Annotated in this window: 17 protein-coding genes; 7 read left to right on the top strand and 10 right to left on the bottom strand. The window is 74.4% G+C overall.

The genetic code is table 11. The features are described 5' to 3' along the window. From CTKZ_RS08915 to CTKZ_RS08895, 5 genes are all read left to right on the top strand, one after another. The coding region (locus tag CTKZ_RS08915) for a DoxX family protein (RefSeq protein WP_124342620.1) at nt 1-366 on the top strand (366 nt) is incomplete at its 5' end. Nucleotides 367-446: 80 nt separating this feature from the next. After that, nucleotides 447-1,769 carry a 3-phosphoshikimate 1-carboxyvinyltransferase gene (gene aroA / locus CTKZ_RS08910; RefSeq protein ID WP_124342619.1) on the top strand — a complete coding sequence of 441 codons (1,323 nt, stop codon included), beginning with the start codon at nt 447-449 and terminating at the stop codon, nt 1,767-1,769. Next, entirely contained in the window at nt 1,769-2,854 is a 1,086-nt protein-coding gene (gene rsgA, locus CTKZ_RS08905; protein ID WP_124342618.1) for a ribosome small subunit-dependent GTPase A, read from the top strand. The genes aroA and rsgA overlap by 1 nt, the downstream gene beginning before the upstream one ends. A gap of 28 nt (nt 2,855-2,882) precedes the next feature. Then, complete coding sequence (locus CTKZ_RS08900; RefSeq protein ID WP_124342617.1) at nt 2,883-3,680, top strand: inositol monophosphatase family protein; 798 nt, start codon at nt 2,883-2,885, stop codon at nt 3,678-3,680. Between the two features lie 130 nt (nt 3,681-3,810). Further along, nucleotides 3,811-4,545 carry a class I SAM-dependent methyltransferase gene (locus CTKZ_RS08895; RefSeq protein WP_124342616.1) on the top strand — a complete coding sequence of 245 codons (735 nt, stop codon included), beginning with the start codon at nt 3,811-3,813 and terminating at the stop codon, nt 4,543-4,545. A gap of 16 nt (nt 4,546-4,561) precedes the next feature. On the opposite strand, the gene CTKZ_RS08890 is transcribed toward CTKZ_RS08895, so the two are convergent. The 7 genes from CTKZ_RS08890 to CTKZ_RS08860 all read right to left on the bottom strand — a co-directional run bounded on the left by CTKZ_RS08890 (nt 4,562) and on the right by CTKZ_RS08860 (nt 11,098). Beyond that, on the bottom strand, nt 4,562-5,488 hold the full coding sequence (locus tag CTKZ_RS08890) for a hypothetical protein (RefSeq protein WP_124342615.1): 927 nt from the start codon (nt 5,486-5,488) through the stop codon (nt 4,562-4,564). 78 nt (nt 5,489-5,566) lie between these two features. Beyond that, a complete protein-coding gene (locus tag CTKZ_RS08885; RefSeq protein WP_124342614.1) occupies nt 5,567-6,313 on the bottom strand; it encodes an HAD family hydrolase in 747 nt (248 codons plus the stop codon). Continuing rightward, entirely contained in the window at nt 6,310-7,824 is a 1,515-nt protein-coding gene (gene gltX, locus CTKZ_RS08880) for a glutamate--tRNA ligase (RefSeq protein WP_124342613.1), read from the bottom strand. The genes CTKZ_RS08885 and gltX overlap by 4 nt, the downstream gene beginning before the upstream one ends. A 31-nt stretch (nt 7,825-7,855) precedes the next feature. Then, nucleotides 7,856-8,761 (bottom strand): nucleotidyl transferase AbiEii/AbiGii toxin family protein, encoded by a 906-nt coding sequence (locus CTKZ_RS08875; protein WP_200829686.1) that lies wholly within the window; start codon nt 8,759-8,761, stop codon nt 7,856-7,858. After that, nucleotides 8,758-9,342: a type IV toxin-antitoxin system AbiEi family antitoxin domain-containing protein gene (locus CTKZ_RS08870; RefSeq protein ID WP_124342612.1), complete on the bottom strand. Its 585-nt coding sequence runs from the start codon at nt 9,340-9,342 to the stop codon at nt 8,758-8,760. The genes CTKZ_RS08875 and CTKZ_RS08870 overlap by 4 nt, the downstream gene beginning before the upstream one ends. 135 nt (nt 9,343-9,477) lie before the next feature. Then, on the bottom strand, nt 9,478-10,263 hold the full coding sequence (locus tag CTKZ_RS08865; RefSeq protein WP_124342611.1) for a fumarylacetoacetate hydrolase family protein: 786 nt from the start codon (nt 10,261-10,263) through the stop codon (nt 9,478-9,480). 16 nt (nt 10,264-10,279) lie between these two features. Then, a complete protein-coding gene (locus CTKZ_RS08860) occupies nt 10,280-11,098 on the bottom strand; it encodes a methyltransferase domain-containing protein (RefSeq protein ID WP_124342610.1) in 819 nt (272 codons plus the stop codon). Nucleotides 11,099-11,257: 159 nt separating this feature from the next. Between CTKZ_RS08860 and CTKZ_RS08855 the strand changes: the two genes are divergently transcribed. Further along, nucleotides 11,258-12,346 (top strand): heparan-alpha-glucosaminide N-acetyltransferase domain-containing protein, encoded by a 1,089-nt coding sequence (locus CTKZ_RS08855; RefSeq protein ID WP_124342609.1) that lies wholly within the window; start codon nt 11,258-11,260, stop codon nt 12,344-12,346. Here the strand turns inward: CTKZ_RS08855 and CTKZ_RS08850 are convergent. Then, a complete protein-coding gene (locus CTKZ_RS08850) occupies nt 12,326-12,508 on the bottom strand; it encodes a hypothetical protein (protein WP_124342608.1) in 183 nt (60 codons plus the stop codon). The genes CTKZ_RS08855 and CTKZ_RS08850 overlap by 21 nt on opposite strands. Further along, nucleotides 12,505-13,989, bottom strand: a complete 1,485-nt coding sequence (locus CTKZ_RS08845) for a glycosyltransferase family 2 protein (RefSeq protein WP_124342607.1) — start codon at nt 13,987-13,989, stop codon at nt 12,505-12,507. Before CTKZ_RS08845 ends, CTKZ_RS08850 begins: the two co-directional genes overlap by 4 nt. A gap of 172 nt (nt 13,990-14,161) precedes the next feature. On the opposite strand from CTKZ_RS08845, the gene CTKZ_RS08840 reads away from it, so the two are divergent. Further along, nucleotides 14,162-14,884, top strand: coding sequence for a class I SAM-dependent methyltransferase (locus CTKZ_RS08840; RefSeq protein WP_124342606.1), 723 nt, complete (start codon nt 14,162-14,164; stop codon nt 14,882-14,884). A gap of 20 nt (nt 14,885-14,904) precedes the next feature. Here CTKZ_RS08840 and CTKZ_RS08835 read toward each other — a convergent pair whose 3' ends face one another. Continuing rightward, complete coding sequence (locus tag CTKZ_RS08835; RefSeq protein WP_124342605.1) at nt 14,905-15,291, bottom strand: DUF1304 domain-containing protein; 387 nt, start codon at nt 15,289-15,291, stop codon at nt 14,905-14,907. Nucleotides 15,292-15,503 lie beyond the last annotated feature (212 nt).

Raw genomic sequence — 15,503 nt, 5'->3', positions numbered from 1 at the left:
GCCGTGCGCGGTGCCGGCGCCACGCGCGGGGTCCTCGGCCTCGAGCTCACCGAGCGCCAGCTGCGGTCCGCGGTCCAGGCGCACGGCGCCGCGCTCGCGGTCGCCGGCGGGCTGCTCGCGATCGGGAAGGCGCCGCGCACCGCGGCGCTCGCCCTCGCGGCGCTCACCGCGCCGCTCGTCGTCGTCAACCTCCCCGACAAGGGCCTCGACCGGGACCCCGTGGTCAAGGCCGAGCGACGCACGCGGCTCGTGCGTGCCGTGTCCGCCCTCGGGGGCGCGCTGCTCGCCGCGGCCGACTACGAGGGCCGTCCGGGCCTGTCGTGGCGCGTCCAGCAGCACCGCGCGCACCACGCGTCCGACGACTGACCCGGCCGGACGCCGTCACGCGGTGCCCGTCGGGTGGTCGCTCCGATCGGCGCGCGGGCCGTCCTCGGTAGCCTGGCGCCATGACCGCCCTCGACTCCCACCCGCAGCCGACCGCCGCGCTCTGGACCGCCCCGCAGGCCGCCGGACCGCTCGACGCGCTCGTCGAGGTGCCCGGGTCGAAGTCGCTCAGCAACCGCTACCTCGTGCTCGCCGCGATCGCCGACGGTCCGAGCCGGCTGCGCGCGGTCCTGTCCTCGCGCGACACGCGGTTGATGGGCCAGGCGCTCGAGACCCTCGGCGTGGGCGTCGAGACGGGGACGGACTGGCTCGTCTCGCCCGCACCCCTGCGCGGGCACGTGACGATCGACTGCGGGCTCGCCGGGACGGTCATGCGGTTCCTGCCCGCCGTCGCTGCCCTGGCCGACGGCCCGGTCCACTTCAAGGGCGACCCCGAGGCGCTCGTGCGCCCGATGGGTCCGGTGATCCAGGCGCTGCGCGCACTGGGCGTGCGCGTCGACGAGGACGGCGAGCCCGGCCACCTGCCGATCACGGTGCACGGCCGCAGCGCGGTGCGCGGCGGTCACGTCGACGTCGACGCGTCCGGGTCCAGCCAGTTCGTGTCGGGCCTCCTGCTCGCGGGCGCCCGGTTCGACCAGGGCCTGACGGTCCGGCACACGGGCCGCACGCTGCCGAGCCTGCCCCACATCGAGATGACCGTCGACGTCCTGCGCGCGGCGGGTGTCGAGGTCGACGACTCCCGGCCGGACATCTGGCACGTCGCCCCCGGGCGGGTCGCCGGGCGGGACGTGCGCGTCGAGCCCGACCTGTCGAACGCCGGCGCGTTCCTGGTCGCCGCGCTCGCCGTCGGGGGGACGGTGCGCGTGCCCGGCTGGCCGTCGGCGACGACGCAGCCCGGTGGCCTGCTGCCCGGCATCCTCGAGCGCATGGGCGCGACGACGCGGCTCGACGGCGACGTGCTCTCGGTGACGGGCACCGGGACGGTGCGCGGCGTCGACCTCGACCTCAAGCCCGCGGGCGAGCTCGCGCCGACGATCGCGGCGCTCGCGGTGTTCGGCGACTCCCCCACCCGGCTGCGCGGCATCGCGCACCTGCGCGGGCACGAGACCGACCGGCTCGCGGCGCTCGCGAACGAGATCACGCGGCTCGGCGGGCAGGCCGAGCAGACCGCCGACGGCCTCGTCATCACGCCGCGCCCGCTGACCGGCGGGGTGTGGCGGACGTACGCGGACCACCGCATGGCGACCGCGGGCGCGCTCGTCGGGCTGCGCGTGCCCGGGGTGCAGGTCGAGGACGTCGCGACGACCGGCAAGACGCTCCCCGACTTCGTCGGCATGTGGCAGCGGATGCTCGGACCCGCCGACGCGGGGACCCAGGCGTCCTGATGCCGACCCGCCGCTACGACGAACGGGACGTGCGCATCCGTCCCGGACGAGGGACGCGGCCCCGCACCAAGATCCGGCCCGAGCACGCGGACGCCGAGACCGCGCTCGTCACGGGCGTCGACCGCGGACGCTACGCGGTCCTCGTCGACCCGGACGGCCCCGGCGAGCGACGCGCGACCGCGATGAAGGCGCGCGAGCTCGGACGCGAGCGGGTCGTGCCGGGCGACCGGGTCGACGTCGTCGGCGACACCTCGGGCGACGAGGGCTCGCTCTCGCGCATCGTGCGGATCACCGAGCGCCGCACGGTCCTGCGGCGCACGGCCGACGACACCGACCCCGTCGAGCGGGTCATCGTCGCGAACGCCGACCAGCTCGTCGTCGTCACGGCGCTCGCCGACCCCGAGCCGCGCACGCGCATGATCGACCGGTGCGTCGCCGCGGCGTACGACGCGCGCATGGACGTGCTGCTCGCGCTCACGAAGGCCGACCTCGCGGACCCGTCGGAGCTCGTCGCGATGTACGCGCCCATCGGCGTCCGCGTCGTGGTGACCCGCACGGAGGGCCCGCGCGACGAGCGCGTCATCCACGGCTTCGACGACCTGCGCGCGGCGCTCGACGGCCGCACGTCGGTCCTCGTCGGGCACTCCGGGGTGGGCAAGTCGACCCTCGTGAACGCGCTCGTCCCCGACGCCTACCGCGCCACCGGTGCGGTCAACGACGTCACGGGCCGGGGGCGGCACACGTCGACGTCAGCGGTCGCGCTGCGGGTGCCCGGCACGGACGCGCCCACGTGGGTCATCGACACGCCCGGCGTCCGGTCCTTCGGGCTCGCGCACGTGGACCCGACGCACCTGCTCCGTGCCTTCGCCGACCTCTCGGAGGTCGCCGAGGAGTGCCCGCGCGGCTGCACGCACGCCGCCGACGCCCCGGACTGCGCGCTGGACGACTGGGTCACGGACGCGCCCGACGACGAGACCCGCGACGCACGGGCGGCCCGCGTCGAGTCGTTCCGCCGCCTCCTGGCCAGCCGGCTCGGCTCCGGGGACAACGACCCGCGCGAGTCGCGCGAGACCGCGCGGCCCTGACCTGGGGGGCGGCGCTACGGTGTCCGCCATGAGCCTGCGCCCCGGGTACGACGACGACCTGCGCCTCGCCCACGTGATGGCCAACCAGGTCGACTCCCTCACGATGTCGCGGTTCAAGGCGCAGGACCTGCGCGTCGAGACCAAGCCGGACCTGACGCCCGTGTCCGACGCGGACCGTGCGGCGGAGGAGCTCATCCGCGGCCAGCTCGCCCGGGCGCGCTCGCGCGACGCGGTGCAGGGCGAGGAGATGCCCGACACCGGGCACGGCCCGCGCCGGTGGGTCGTCGACCCGATCGACGGCACCAAGAACTTCGTGCGCGGTGTGCCCGTGTGGGCGACGCTCATCGCGCTCCTCGACGGCGACGAGGTCGTCGTCGGCCTCGTGAGCGCCCCCGCGCTCGGCCGGCGCTGGTGGGCCGCGCAGGGCTCGGGCGCGTGGACGGGCCGGTCGCTCGCGTCGGCGTCGCGCATGCAGGTCTCGGCCGTCGACCGCCTGGAGGACGCGTCCCTGTCGTACTCGAGCCTGAGCGGCTGGGAGGAGGAGGGCCGGCTCGACGCCTTCCTCGACCTCACCCGGCGGGTGTGGCGCACGCGCGCGTACGGGGACTTCTGGAGCCACGTGCTGGTCGCCGAAGGGGCCGTCGACCTGTCGACCGAGCCCGAGCTCGCGCTGCACGACATGGCCGCGCTCGTCCCGATCGTCACCGAGGCGGGCGGCCGGTTCACGTCGGTGCGGGGGGTCCCGGGCCCGTTCGGCGGCTCCGCGCTCGTGTCCAACGGGCTCCTGCACGACCAGGCCCTGGAGCTGCTCGACCCCATGCCCTGAGCGAGGTGGTGAGCCCGGCGACGACCGCCGTCGAGCAGGCTCGCGGCCAGCCCCTCCCCCGAGGTCGCCCGGACAGGTGAGGCGCGTCGGCGCGTCGTACCGTCGGTCCCAGGGGCGAGAGGGGTGCCGGATGGACCAGCGGGCGGTGCGGGCGGCGTCGTTCGAGCACGGCGTCGCGGCGTACCAGGCGGCGCGACCGACCTATCCCGACGAGGTCGTGCGCTGGTGCGTCCCGCACGACGCGCGCGACGTGCTGGACCTCGCGGCGGGGACGGGCAAGCTCACGAGCAGGCTCGTCGCGTTCGGCTACGACGTCGTCGCCGTCGAGCCGTCGGACGCGATGCGTGCCGAGCTCGAGCGCACGGTCCCGGACGCCGACGCCCGCCCCGGCACGGCGGAGGCGACCGGCCTGCCCGACGCGTGCGTCGACGCCGTGACGGTCGCGCAGGCCTGGCACTGGTTCGACGCACGCGCGGCGTCCGCCGAGGTCGCACGCGTGCTGCGGCCTGGCGGACGGGTCGCCGTCGTGTGGAACGTGCGCGACGCGCGCACCGACTGGGTCGCGCGGTGGACGGAGATCGTGCACACGGGCGACCCGCTCGACACGAGCGCGCACGAGCCCGACCTGGGACCCGCGTTCACGCCGTCCGAGCACCGCGAGACGTCCTGGTCCTCACGCATGCGCACGGGCGACCTGCGGGTCCTCGCCGCCAGCCGCAGCCACCTGCTGACGCTGCCGGACGACGAGCGCGACGCGCTGCTGGACCGCGTCGACGACCTCGTCGCGCACCACCCGGACCTGCGCGGGCGGGACGAGGTCGACGTGCCCTACGTGACGCGCGCCTGGCGAGCGACGCTGCGCTGACCGGCCGGGCGGGTCGTCAGCCGACCAGGCCGAGCGCCGCCATCGCCTCGGCGAACGCCCCGGTGACGAGCACCGCGACCCCACCGTCCTCCGCCGGACCGGTGACCTGCTGGAGCGTCCCGTCGGGTGACCGGTAGAACACCTCCGGGCTGACCGGGCCCGGTCCGTCGAACTCGCCGCGTGCGAGCGAGATCAGGGTCGACATCGCGTGCGTCACCTCCGGCCCGGCCAGCACGTGCAGAGCCAGCAGGTGGCGGTTCGGGACGGCGACGAGGACGCCGTGGGCGGGCCGCTCCAGGTGCAGGTGCGACGCCAGCAGGTCGTCGAGGAGCAGCAGCCGGCTGGCGCCGAACAGGTCGTCGGACGCGAAGACGTGCACCTCAGCCCCGCGTGCGGGCCGGAGCACCTGGTGGTCGGGCGCCGGGAGGGCCCGCAGGTTCGCGGTGGCGTACGGCTCGACGGCCGCCCAGCCGCCGAACTTCGCGAGGTCGGTCACCGTCGAGACGTGCGTCGGGAAGTCGAGGCACGCACGCACCACGAGACCAGGGCCGAGGTCCGGCCCCGCGTCCCCGTCGGGGTCGCGCGGCGCGTGCGCCGGGTCGTCGGGCAGCACCCGGGCGACGACGATCCCGGTGATCTCCTCGAGCGTCTCGGGCTCGCGGAAGTCGCGCATCGTCAGGAGGCCGCCCACGTGCGTCGCGACCACCGCGTCGCGCTCGCGGCGCGGCGCCGTCGCGACCATCGCCGCGAGGTTGCCGAGCCCGTACACCTGCCCGTCGGCGGCGACCAGGTGGTCCCCCCGCGCCTCGACGCCCACACCGGCGACGCCGAGCTCGGCGACGACCCGCGCGCGGAGCCAGTCCGCCTGCTCGGCGCTCAGCGACGGCAGGTCGGGGTCGGGACGGTCGGCGGCACGGTCACGCCCACGGGAGAAGAGGCCCATGCCGCGCGAGTGTAGAGACGTCGCCGGGACGGCCGGGCCGGCGACGTCGCGGCAGCCGGGTGATCCTGCCGGCGCCGCTCAGACCCCGAGCAGCGCGGGCAGCTCGGCGAGCGTGCGGATCGTGCGGACGTCGGCCGCGGTGATCTGCTCGTCCGAGATCGGGTGCCGACGGCCGTCGGGCCGGTCGAGCCACACGCCCACGAGGCCGGCCTCCCGGGCGGCGGCCGCGTCGACGTCGAGCTCGTCGCCCACGTACGCGGTGCGCGCGGGGTCGGTGCCGAGCAGCCGGCACGCCTCGGCGAACACGCGCGGGTCGGGCTTGCCGAAGCCGAGCGTGTCGACGCCGACGAGCATCGGCACGCGGTCGACGAGCCCGACGCGCTCGAGCTTGGCCGTCTGGTACGCGACGGAGGCGTTCGACAGCGCGCCGACCGCGATCCCCGCCGCGAGCAGCGCGTCGACGACCGCCTCGGCGTCGTCGTGCGCCGTCCACGCGCCGCTGAAGCCGTCCTGGAACACCTCGTCCCAGCGCGCGAAGCCGTCCTCGTCGAGCGTCCGCCCGCCGAACCGGGCGTGCAGCTCGTTGGCGCGCGCCATCCTCTGCTCCTCGTACCCGGCCTCGCCGCGCGTGTACCGGGAGTAGTGCCCGTTGACGTCGGCACGCCACACCGTGAGGAGCTCGTGGTCGCGCTCGGGCGGCACGTCCGGCAGGTAGCGCCGGGCGATCGCCGCGAGCGCCGACCCGAACGCGCCGCGGGTGTCGACGAGCGTGTCGTCGATGTCGAAGAGCACGCCGTCGACGAGCGCCCCGGGAGCGCCCGTCACAGCGTCGCGCGGAGCCGGTCGATCCGGGCCAGCGTGGCGTCGCGGCCCAGGATCTCCATCGACTCGAACAGCGGCGGCGACACGCGACGGCCCGACAGCGCGACGCGCAGCGGCGTGAACGCGAACCGCGGCTTGATGCCGAGGCCGCCCTCGTCGACCAGCGCGGCCTGCAGGACCTCCTGCGTCGCGGCCGTCGTGAAGCCGTCCGCGGGGAGGGCCGCGAGGGCCGCACGCGACGCGTCGAGCACGGTCGCGGCGTCGTCGCGCAGGGCCGCGCGCGCGTCGTCCGCGACCTCGAGCGCGTCGTCGGCGACGAACAGGAAGCCGAGCATCCCGACGGCCTCACCGAGCAGCGTGACGCGCGTCTGGATCAGCGGGGCGCCCGCGTCGAGCAGCGCGCGGTGCGCGGCCGACAGGTCGGCGTACGAGTCGGCCGGGACGAGCCCGCCCGCGTGCAGGTACGGCACGAGCCGGTCGCGGAAGTCGTCGGGCGCGAGCAGGCGCACGTGCTCGGCGTTGATCGCCTCGGCCTTCTTGAGGTCGAAGCGCGCCGGGTTCGGGTTGACGTCGGCGACGTCGAACGCGTGCGCGAGCTCGTCGAGCGTGAAGACGTCCCGGTCGGGCGCGATGCCCCAGCCGAGCAGCGCGAGGTAGTTGAGCAGGCCCTCGGGCGTGAAGCCGCGCTCGCGGTGCAGGAAGAGGTTGGACTCCGGGTCGCGCTTCGAGAGCTTCCGGTTGCCCTCTCCCATGACGTAGGGGAGGTGGCCGAACTGCGGCACGACGGACGCGACGCCGAGCTCGACGAGCGCGCGGTACAGCACGACCTGGCGCGGCGTCGACGACAGCAGGTCCTCGCCGCGCAGCACGTGCGTGATGCCCATGAACGCGTCGTCGACGGGGTTGACCAGCGTGTACAGCGGGTGCCCGTTCGCGCGCACGATCACGTAGTCCGGCACCGAGCCGGCCTTGAACGTGATCTCCCCGCGGACCAGGTCCGTGAACGTGACGTCCTCGTCGGGCATCCGCACGCGCAGCACGGGCGAGCGACCCTCGGCGCGGTACGCCGCCTTCTGCTCGTCGGTGAGCTCGCGGTCGAACCCGTCGTACCCGAGCTTCGGGTCGCGGCCCGCGGCGCGGTGCCGGGCCTCGATCTCCTCGGGCGTCGAGAACGACTCGTACGCGTACCCGCCCTCGACGAGCCGGCGCACGACGTCCGTGTAGAGGTCGTACCGCTGCGACTGCCGGTACGGCGCGTGCGGGCCGCCGACCTCGACGCCCTCGTCCCAGTCCAGCCCGAGCCAGCGCAGCGCGTCGAGCAGCTGCAGGTAGCTCTCCTCCGAGTCCCGCTCCGCGTCCGTGTCCTCGATCCGGAACACGAACGTCCCGCCCGTCCTCCGGGCGTACGCCCAGTTGAACAGCGCGGTGCGGATGAGACCGACGTGCGGGGTGCCGGTCGGCGACGGGCAGAAGCGGACGCGCACGGCGGAGCCGGCGGGAGCGGGGGTGGTCACGGGTACAGGTTAGTTGCGGCTGTGGCCACGGTCAGTCCGCTGCCGGTGCAGTCGTCGAGCCGCGCCACTCGAACGCTCCTCTGTCCCATGTCGCGCCGTCTCCGACGTCGCCCGTGTAGACCGGGTCGATGAATGCGACGACGAGCGCGACCTGGTCGTCGAGCTGGACCTCGGTGCGGTCCTCCAGCTGCCACGTGCGCCGCCACGCCGCCCACTTCGCCTGACCGACGTCGCCGTACCCGACCACGTGCGTCGCTAGAGGTCCCGGCTCGACTCCGCGATGCTGCGCGGTCGCCGCGCCGGCGTCGGCGAGCTCACTTGCGTCGAACCCGTGGGTGCGAGCGAGCGAGACGACGTCCATGAGGTCGCGCCAGCGGGTGCTGGTGACACCCCTCTGGAGGATCGTCACGGTCTTCTCGGCGACGACCGTGGGCAGCGGGTGCGCACGCAGCGTGACGGGTTCGTCTCCGAGGATCGAGGGAAGTGCGACGGTGTCGACGCGCGGTCTGATGGGGTCACCGGTGGAGACGTCGATGGTGAACGTCCTGACGTCGAACGTGTGCACGTGCGCGGGCACGTGAAGCCGCAGGCCGGCGTAGTCGTCCTCATCGCGGATCTGCTCGACCCACGCATCCTCGACGTGCAGCACGAGCGCGTCGTCGACCGGCAGCTCGGCGACTGCTCGGACGACGGCACGCAGGTGCACCTCGTCGAGCGTCTGGTCGACGAGCTGGGCGTCGATGTCGCGAGTCGGCCAGCGCAGTCCGTGGGCAGCGAGAAGGACGCCACCCTTGAGGACGAAGTCGTCGCGGTACGGCGTCTGCGTCAGACGCGCGAGGAACCGTTCGAGCGCGTAGAGCGTGACGATCTCGCCGAACGCCCGACCTCGTGCCGTGGCCTCGCGCTTCAGAGCGGCGTACGTCTGTCCTGGTCTCACGTGAGGTAGTTCAGCGCCTCTCGAAGCGGTCCCTGCGCGCGTGGAAGCGTCCTAGCGACGCTCAACAGGGCAGCCGGCGTGTTGCCGCGCCGACGCAGCCATGTTCGGAGAGCCTCGATGCCGGTCTCGTAGCCGATCTCGTGGCGCAGTCGGAACGCGTCGACGATGGACCGCTCGGCCGTGTACAGCCCGACGGTCGAGCCCGTGCCCTCGATGTGGGTCGTCGTGCGCCCGACCGAGAAGGTCTCGGCGTCGAACAGGTGCCACCGGACCGTGCTCGCCGAAGCGGGGCGACGAGAGCCGCGGGGCAGCGCGAGGTCGGTCCACGCGGGGATCGCGTCGATCAGCTCGTGGTGCACGAGTGCGGATGTGAGGCAGAGGGTAGCCTCGGGCGCCCGGGACACCGCCGCGTAGAGGTCGACGTCGTACGTGGCGGAGTCGGGACGTTGGTACAGCCCCTGCGCGACGCGCTCGAGGAGACCGTCAGCGGCGAGGCGCTGGATGGTCCGCGCGCTGAGACCTGCTGCTGCGGCGTCGTCCAGCGTGAAGGCGGTCCGCGGGAGGGCGTCGATGCGGTCCATGAGCCCCCTGACCTGTCGCTATCCGTGCACACGTATTCTTATGTGTTATCAGATTGCGACACAAGAGGGGGTTTCTCGTCCACCGAGGGGCCGTGGGCGCCGAACCGGCGGTCACCGCCGGGTGCGAGACGGGCCCTAGCCGCGGCGCAGGACCGGGTTGCGCAGGACGCCGATGGACTCGACCTCGACCTCGACGACGTCGCGGTCGACGATCGGGCTGACGCCCGCAGGCGTGCCGGTGAGGATGACGTCGCCGGGCAGCAGCGTGAACACCTCGGAGACGTACGACACCAGGTACGCGGTGTCGAAGACCATCTGCGACGTGCGCCCGTCCTGCTTCGTGACGCCGTTGACGCGCGCGGTGACCGCGAGGTCCTCGACGTCGAGGCCGGGGACGATCCACGGGCCGATGGGGCACGAGCCGTCGAAGCCCTTGGCGCGGGTCCACTGCAGGTCGCTGCGCTGGATGTCGCGCGCCGTCACGTCGTTGGCGACGGTGTAGCCGAACACGTGGTCGAGCGCGCGCTCCGGGCTGACGTCCTTGGTGACCTTGCCGATCACGACGGCGAGCTCGGCCTCGTGCTCGACGTGCTCGGTCCAGTCGGGCAGGACGATCGGGTCGTCGGGGCCGATCACGGACGTGTTCGGCTTGAGGAAGAGCAGGGGCCAGGTCGGGACCTCGTTGCCGTGCTCGGCCGCGTGGTCGGCGTAGTTGCGACCGACGCCGATGATCTTGGACCGCGGGATCACGGGCGCGAGCAGGCGGACGCCGTCGTCGTCGAGGCGGCGCCGCTCCCCCGTCGGCTGGATCGGCGTGTAGATCGGGTCGCCGGTGAGGACGACCAGCTCCTCCGCGCCGGGGTCGCCCTCGACGACGGCGTAGCGCGGGTCCTGACCTGTGGTGAAGCGGGCGATGCGCACGTGACCAGCCTACGGGTCAGGCGCGCGCGACGACCTCGCCGTGCAGCACGGCGAACCAGCCGTCGGGCTGGGCACCCCACTCGTGCCACGCGTCGGCGAGCAGCTCGAGGCCGACCTCGTCGGCGAGGTGGTGGTCGATGGCCTGCGCGGCGAAGTTCGACTTCGTGCAGCGGTCGGCCCACAGGTCGGCCCACCAGGTGCGGTCCTCGGGGGTCGCGTAGCACCAGACGCCCGCGGAGGGCGCGATGCCGGCGGGGTCGAAGCCGGCGGCGCGCACCCACGACAGGAGGCGGCGGCCGGCGTCGGCCTCGGCGCGGTTGGCCTCCGTGACCTCCTGGTACAGCGCCTGCCACTCGTCGAGCCCGGGCGACGGCGGGTACCACGTCATGCCGGAGTAGTCGGCGTCGCGGACGGCGACGACGCCACCGGGCTTCGCGACGCGGCGCATCTCGCGCAGGGCGGCGACGGGGTCGGACAGGTGCTGGAGGACCTGGTGGGCGTGCACGACGTCGAACGAGTCGTCGGGGAACGGGAGCTCGTACGCGTCGGCGACGTCGAACGTGACGTCGGTCCCGGCGTCGGCCGCGGCGGTGCGCGCGACGTCGACGACCGTGGCGGAGACGTCGACACCGACGACCCGGCCGGGCGCGACGCGGGCCGCGAGGTCGATGGTCACGGAGCCCGGTCCGCAGCCGACGTCGAGCAGGCTCTGCCCCGGCGTCAGGTGCGGCAGCAGGTAGGCCGCGGAGTTCTGGGCGGTACGCCAGCGGTGCGACCGGAGCACCGACTCGTGGTGCCCGTGCGTGTAGACGTCGGCGTGGACGGGGGTGTTCACACCAGACTCTAATCACCTGAGCGGAGTCGGTTTCAAGGCACGGGACGAATCGTTCCGAGCCTTGAGACCCCGACGGTCCGCAGCGCGAGCGCGCGGCGCAGGCGGCACGCACACGGCGCGCACGGTCCGCCGCACCCGACGGACCGGCATGATCGACCCATGCGCCGCATCGCCGGAGTCGACGTCGCGCGCGGCCTCGCCGTGCTCGGCATGATGACCGCCCACGTCGGGCCGGACGACCCGGGCTCGCGCGTCGTCCCGGGCGGGTTCGCGCAGCTCGCCGACGGCCGGCCGTCCGCGCTGTTCGTCGTCCTGGCCGGCATCGGCCTCGCGCTGCTGTCCGGCGGCGCGTCCCCCGTCGCCGGCACGCGGCTGGTCCAGGCACGGCTGCGCGTGCTCGTGCGTGCGGTGCTGCTGTTCATGCTGGGCGAGCTGCTCGTCATGCTCGGCACGCCCGTCGCGGTGATCCTGCCGACGTACGCGGTGCTGTTCGCCGTCGGCTGCCTCGCGCTGCGGTGGTCCGTGCGGACCCTGCTGGTCGTCGCGGCCGCGGTCGCGGTCGCCGGGCCGGTGGTGCGCACGCTGCTCGAGGCCGGGCAGGAGGCGTGGCAACCGCGGCCGACGCTCCTCGCCGAGATCGCCGTCGGCCACTTCTACCCGGCCGTCGTGTGGCTCGCCTACCTGCTCGCCGGCCTCGCGGTGGGCCGGTGCGACCTGCGCTCCCCACGCGTGCGGCTCGTCGCCGCCGCGACCGGCGCGGGGCTCGTCGTGCTCGGCCACGTGGGCGCGTGGGTCGCGCGCGACGCGCTGGGCTGGCCGGTGTCCGTCGCGACGACCGAGCCGCACTCCTCGACGACGTTCGAGGTGCTCGGCAACACGGGCGTCGCGCTGCTCGTGCTCGTCGCGTGCCTCGTCGTCGCCGAGGCCGCGCCGCACGTCGTCAGCCCCGTCGCCGCCGTCGGCGAGCTCGCGCTGTCGGCCTACACCGTGCACGTCGTGGTGATCGCCCTGCTCGGCGACGGCGTCGTCTACGCCCCGGCCGTCGCGTCGTGGCTCGCGTTCCTCGTGACGACGACGGTGCTGTGCTGGTCGTGGCGGGCCGCCCTCGGGCGCGGGCCGTTCGAGCGGGTCCTGCACGGCGTCTCGACGCGCGCCGCCGACGTCCGGCCCGACCCGCTGCCCGACCCGCCCGCGCGGACCGGGGCGGGAGTGCCGGTCGGCTCCCCGTCAGGCCAGGAACGCCCGTAGCAGCAGGATGACGACCGTGAGCGCGCCCGCGACCAGCGCGATCGGCACGAGCCGCCGCTCGGCCCGCAGGTTGACGCGGATCTCGTCCTCGAGCGCGTCCGGCGCGAGCGTCGCCCACCAGGCTGCGCGCTCCTCCTCGGTGCGTGACGTCGGGGTGCTCATGCCGCCACCGTGCCCTTCTTCTCGGTCTTGTCCCACACCTGCGCCGCGCCCTGCCACTCCTTGAGGTAGGCGTCCGCGGACACCGCGCACAGCACCGGCCCGTACCCCACGAGGTAGATGAGGAAGCGCACCGCCCGACGGCCGCCCGGTGCGCGCTCGAGCTGCTTGAGGCCCCACGCGCACACCATCGACAGCACGGGCCACGCGTACAGCAGCAGCGTCCAGGCGGTGACCGCGACGGGCCCCAGCTGCAGGTCCAGCGCCGCGGGGATGCGCTCGTCCCAGAGCCCGGGCACGAACACCGCGGCCATGATGATCAGGAAGCCCAGCCCCGGGAACATCAGCGCCTCGAGCCACGACCGCCGTGCCGTCTCCCGGTCGAGCATGAGCGTCGTCGCCGTGATGAAGACGTACGCGGTGATCGCCGCCCACCACAGCGCCTGGAACATCCAGGTCGCGAGCAGCTCGTCGAGCAGGAAGAGACCGATGAGGCCCACGCTCGCCGCGGTCATGAAGAACGGCAGCAGGTAGATCGCGAACCACATGAAGCCGAAGAGGAACGAGCCGAGCCGGTGCTGCCGAGTCGGTCGGAACCACATCCGCCGGAACCGGCTGGAGATCTGCACGTTGCCGCGCCCCCACCGCAGCCGCTGCTTCCACAGGCCCGTGACCGAGTCCGGCTCCTCCGCGAGCACGACCGCCGACGGATCGAACACGACCAGCCGCCCGTCGAGCTGCGTCATGAACGTCGTCATCGTGTCCTCGGCCAGCGTCGAGGTGTCGACCTGCCCGCCGATCGCCTCGATGTTGACGCGCGAGTGCAGCTGCGCACCGCCCGCGAGGCAGTCCATCGCCCCCACGACGTTCTCCGCGCGACGCGCGGCCGCCTGTCCCGTCACGTACTCGTAGCCGATGAACCGCGTGACCGCGCTCGGCCGCCGCGAGCCCTCGCGGATGTACGCCGACACCGCCCCCACGCGCGGGTCCGCGAGGTGCCGCGTCATGCGGCGCAGCGAGTCGGGCCGGTAGACGACGTCGGCGTCCATGATGAGGAGCGCCTCCATCCAGTCGTCCGCGAGCGCCCGCCGGATCCCGTGGTTGAGCGTGTGCGCCTTGCCCTGGCCGCCCTGCTCGCGCCGCAGGTGGACGATCTGCCCGGGGAACCGCTCGGCGACCGCGCCGACGACCGCGGGCGTGTCGTCGGTGCTCGCGTCGTCGATGACGAAGACGCGCAACCGGTCGGGCGGGTACTCGAGGGCCATGAGCCGCTCGAGCGACGCCGTGAGCACGGGCGCCTCGTTCCAGGCCGGGATCAGCACCACGACGCGCGGCAGGTAGGCACCCGCCCGGCGCAGGTGCGACCGCACCGCGTGGAACGGCACGATGCCGTACAGCACGATGCCCCCGACCACGGGGATGAGCGCCATGGCGACGCACGCCACGAGCAGCGCGACGAGCACGTCGCGCAGGATGTCGACCATCGGTCCTCCGGTCCGTCACGGGGCGGCCCGCCGCGTGCCGGACGTCTCTGCTGCCGATCGCGACGCCCCCTGCTGCACGCCCCTGCGGCCACGCTATCCAGGCCTGCGCCACCTCGCGTGCGCAGCGACGGCGCGTCGTCCGGACGGTGCGAGACCCCCGTAGCCTCGCGTCGTGCCCGATGCCGCGTTCACCGACCCCCGTCTCGCCGCGCTCTACGACCCGCTCGACCCCGACCGGTCCGACCTCGACGTGTACGCCGCGCTGGTCGACGAGCTCGGCGCCCGGACGGTGCTCGACGTGGGCTGCGGCACCGGCACGTTCGCGGTCCTGCTGGCCCGCCGGGGTGTGGACGTCGTGGGTGTCGACCCCGCGGTCGCGTCCCTGCACGTCGCGCGCGCGAAGCCGGACGCGGACCGCGTGCGCTGGGTGCACGGGGACGCGACGACGCTGCCGCCGCTCGCCGTGGACCTCGCGGTCATGACGGGGAACGTCGCGCAGGTCTTCGTCGCCGACGACGACTGGGCCGCGACGTTGTGCGGCCTGCACGCCGCGGTCCGCCCGGGCGGGCACCTGGTCCTGGAGACCCGGGTGCCGGCGCGCGAGGCGTGGCGCGACTGGGTGCGGGAGCGGACGTGGTCGCGCGACGACGTGCCCGGCGTGGGGGTCGTCGAGACGTGGACCGACCTGCTCGACGTCTCCCCCGGCCTCGTGACGTTCCGGTCCACGTACGCGTTCGCCGACGGGGCGGTGCTGGCGTCGGACTCGACGCTGCGCTTCCGCGAGCACGACGAGGTGGTGGCCTCGCTCGCGGACGCGGGCTTCACGGTCCTCGAGGTGCGCGACGCGCCCGACCGCCCGGGACGCGAGTGGGTGTTCGTCGCGCGTCGCGACTGACCCGGTCGGGACGCGGCGGCTCAGGCCGCGAGCGCGACGACGGCCGCCACGACGGCGAGCAGCGGGATCGTGCCCTGGGACGCGGCCGCGCGCACCATCCGGCGGTCGGTGGCGACGAGGACCAGCGCCGCCGCGAGCATCGAGCCGCACGCGAGGAGCACGAGCGCGAGGCCCACGTCGTCCGGTCCGGTGGCCGCGACCAGGACGCCCGCGAAGGCCCCGACGGCGAGGAACAGGTTGTAGAAGCCCTGGTTGTACGCCCACGCGCGCACCGCGGGCACGTCCTCGGTCCGGGTGCGGAACCGCTGGTGGACCTCGGGACGGTCGAACCGCAGCGACTCGAGCACGAAGATGTAGACGTGCAGGAGGCCCGCGAGGGCGGCGAGGACCAGGGCGACGGTGAGCACGACGACAGTCTGTCGGTCCGGTCGCGCCGTGCGCCAGGCGGGCCCCGACGGGCGCGCGCCGGCTCCCGCTCGGTCGGCGTCGAGAGCCTCCGCGGGTCGACCTACCCTGGGGACGTGACCACGACCGCCGACGCGCCGCCGCGCGCGCTGCCCGCCGCCCGGTGGCAGGCGCTCGCGGCCGCGCACGCCGAGCGGGCCGACGCGTTCACGGC

Source organism: Cellulomonas algicola (assembly GCF_003851725.1).
Lineage (GTDB): Bacteria > Actinomycetota > Actinomycetes > Actinomycetales > Cellulomonadaceae > Cellulomonas > Cellulomonas algicola.
Note: the sequence above shows the minus strand (reverse complement) of the source record. Positions and strands in the feature narration are given on the sequence as shown.

Excerpts from the sequence above, each read along its gene's own strand:
- CTKZ_RS08855 (WP_124342609.1), top strand. The coding sequence starts at position 11,258 with ATGCGCCGCATCGCCGGAGTCGACGTCGCGCGCGGCCTCGCCGTGCTC.
- CTKZ_RS08890 (WP_124342615.1), bottom strand. The coding sequence starts at position 5,488 with ATGGGCCTCTTCTCCCGTGGGCGTGACCGTGCCGCCGACCGTCCCGAC.
- aroA (WP_124342619.1), top strand. The coding sequence starts at position 447 with ATGACCGCCCTCGACTCCCACCCGCAGCCGACCGCCGCGCTCTGGACC.
- CTKZ_RS08845 (WP_124342607.1), bottom strand. The coding sequence starts at position 13,989 with ATGGTCGACATCCTGCGCGACGTGCTCGTCGCGCTGCTCGTGGCGTGC.
- CTKZ_RS08870 (WP_124342612.1), bottom strand. The coding sequence starts at position 9,342 with ATGGACCGCATCGACGCCCTCCCGCGGACCGCCTTCACGCTGGACGAC.
- CTKZ_RS08850 (WP_124342608.1), bottom strand. The coding sequence starts at position 12,508 with ATGAGCACCCCGACGTCACGCACCGAGGAGGAGCGCGCAGCCTGGTGG.
- rsgA (WP_124342618.1), top strand. The coding sequence starts at position 1,769 with ATGCCGACCCGCCGCTACGACGAACGGGACGTGCGCATCCGTCCCGGA.
- CTKZ_RS08895 (WP_124342616.1), top strand. The coding sequence starts at position 3,811 with ATGGACCAGCGGGCGGTGCGGGCGGCGTCGTTCGAGCACGGCGTCGCG.
- CTKZ_RS08900 (WP_124342617.1), top strand. The coding sequence starts at position 2,883 with ATGAGCCTGCGCCCCGGGTACGACGACGACCTGCGCCTCGCCCACGTG.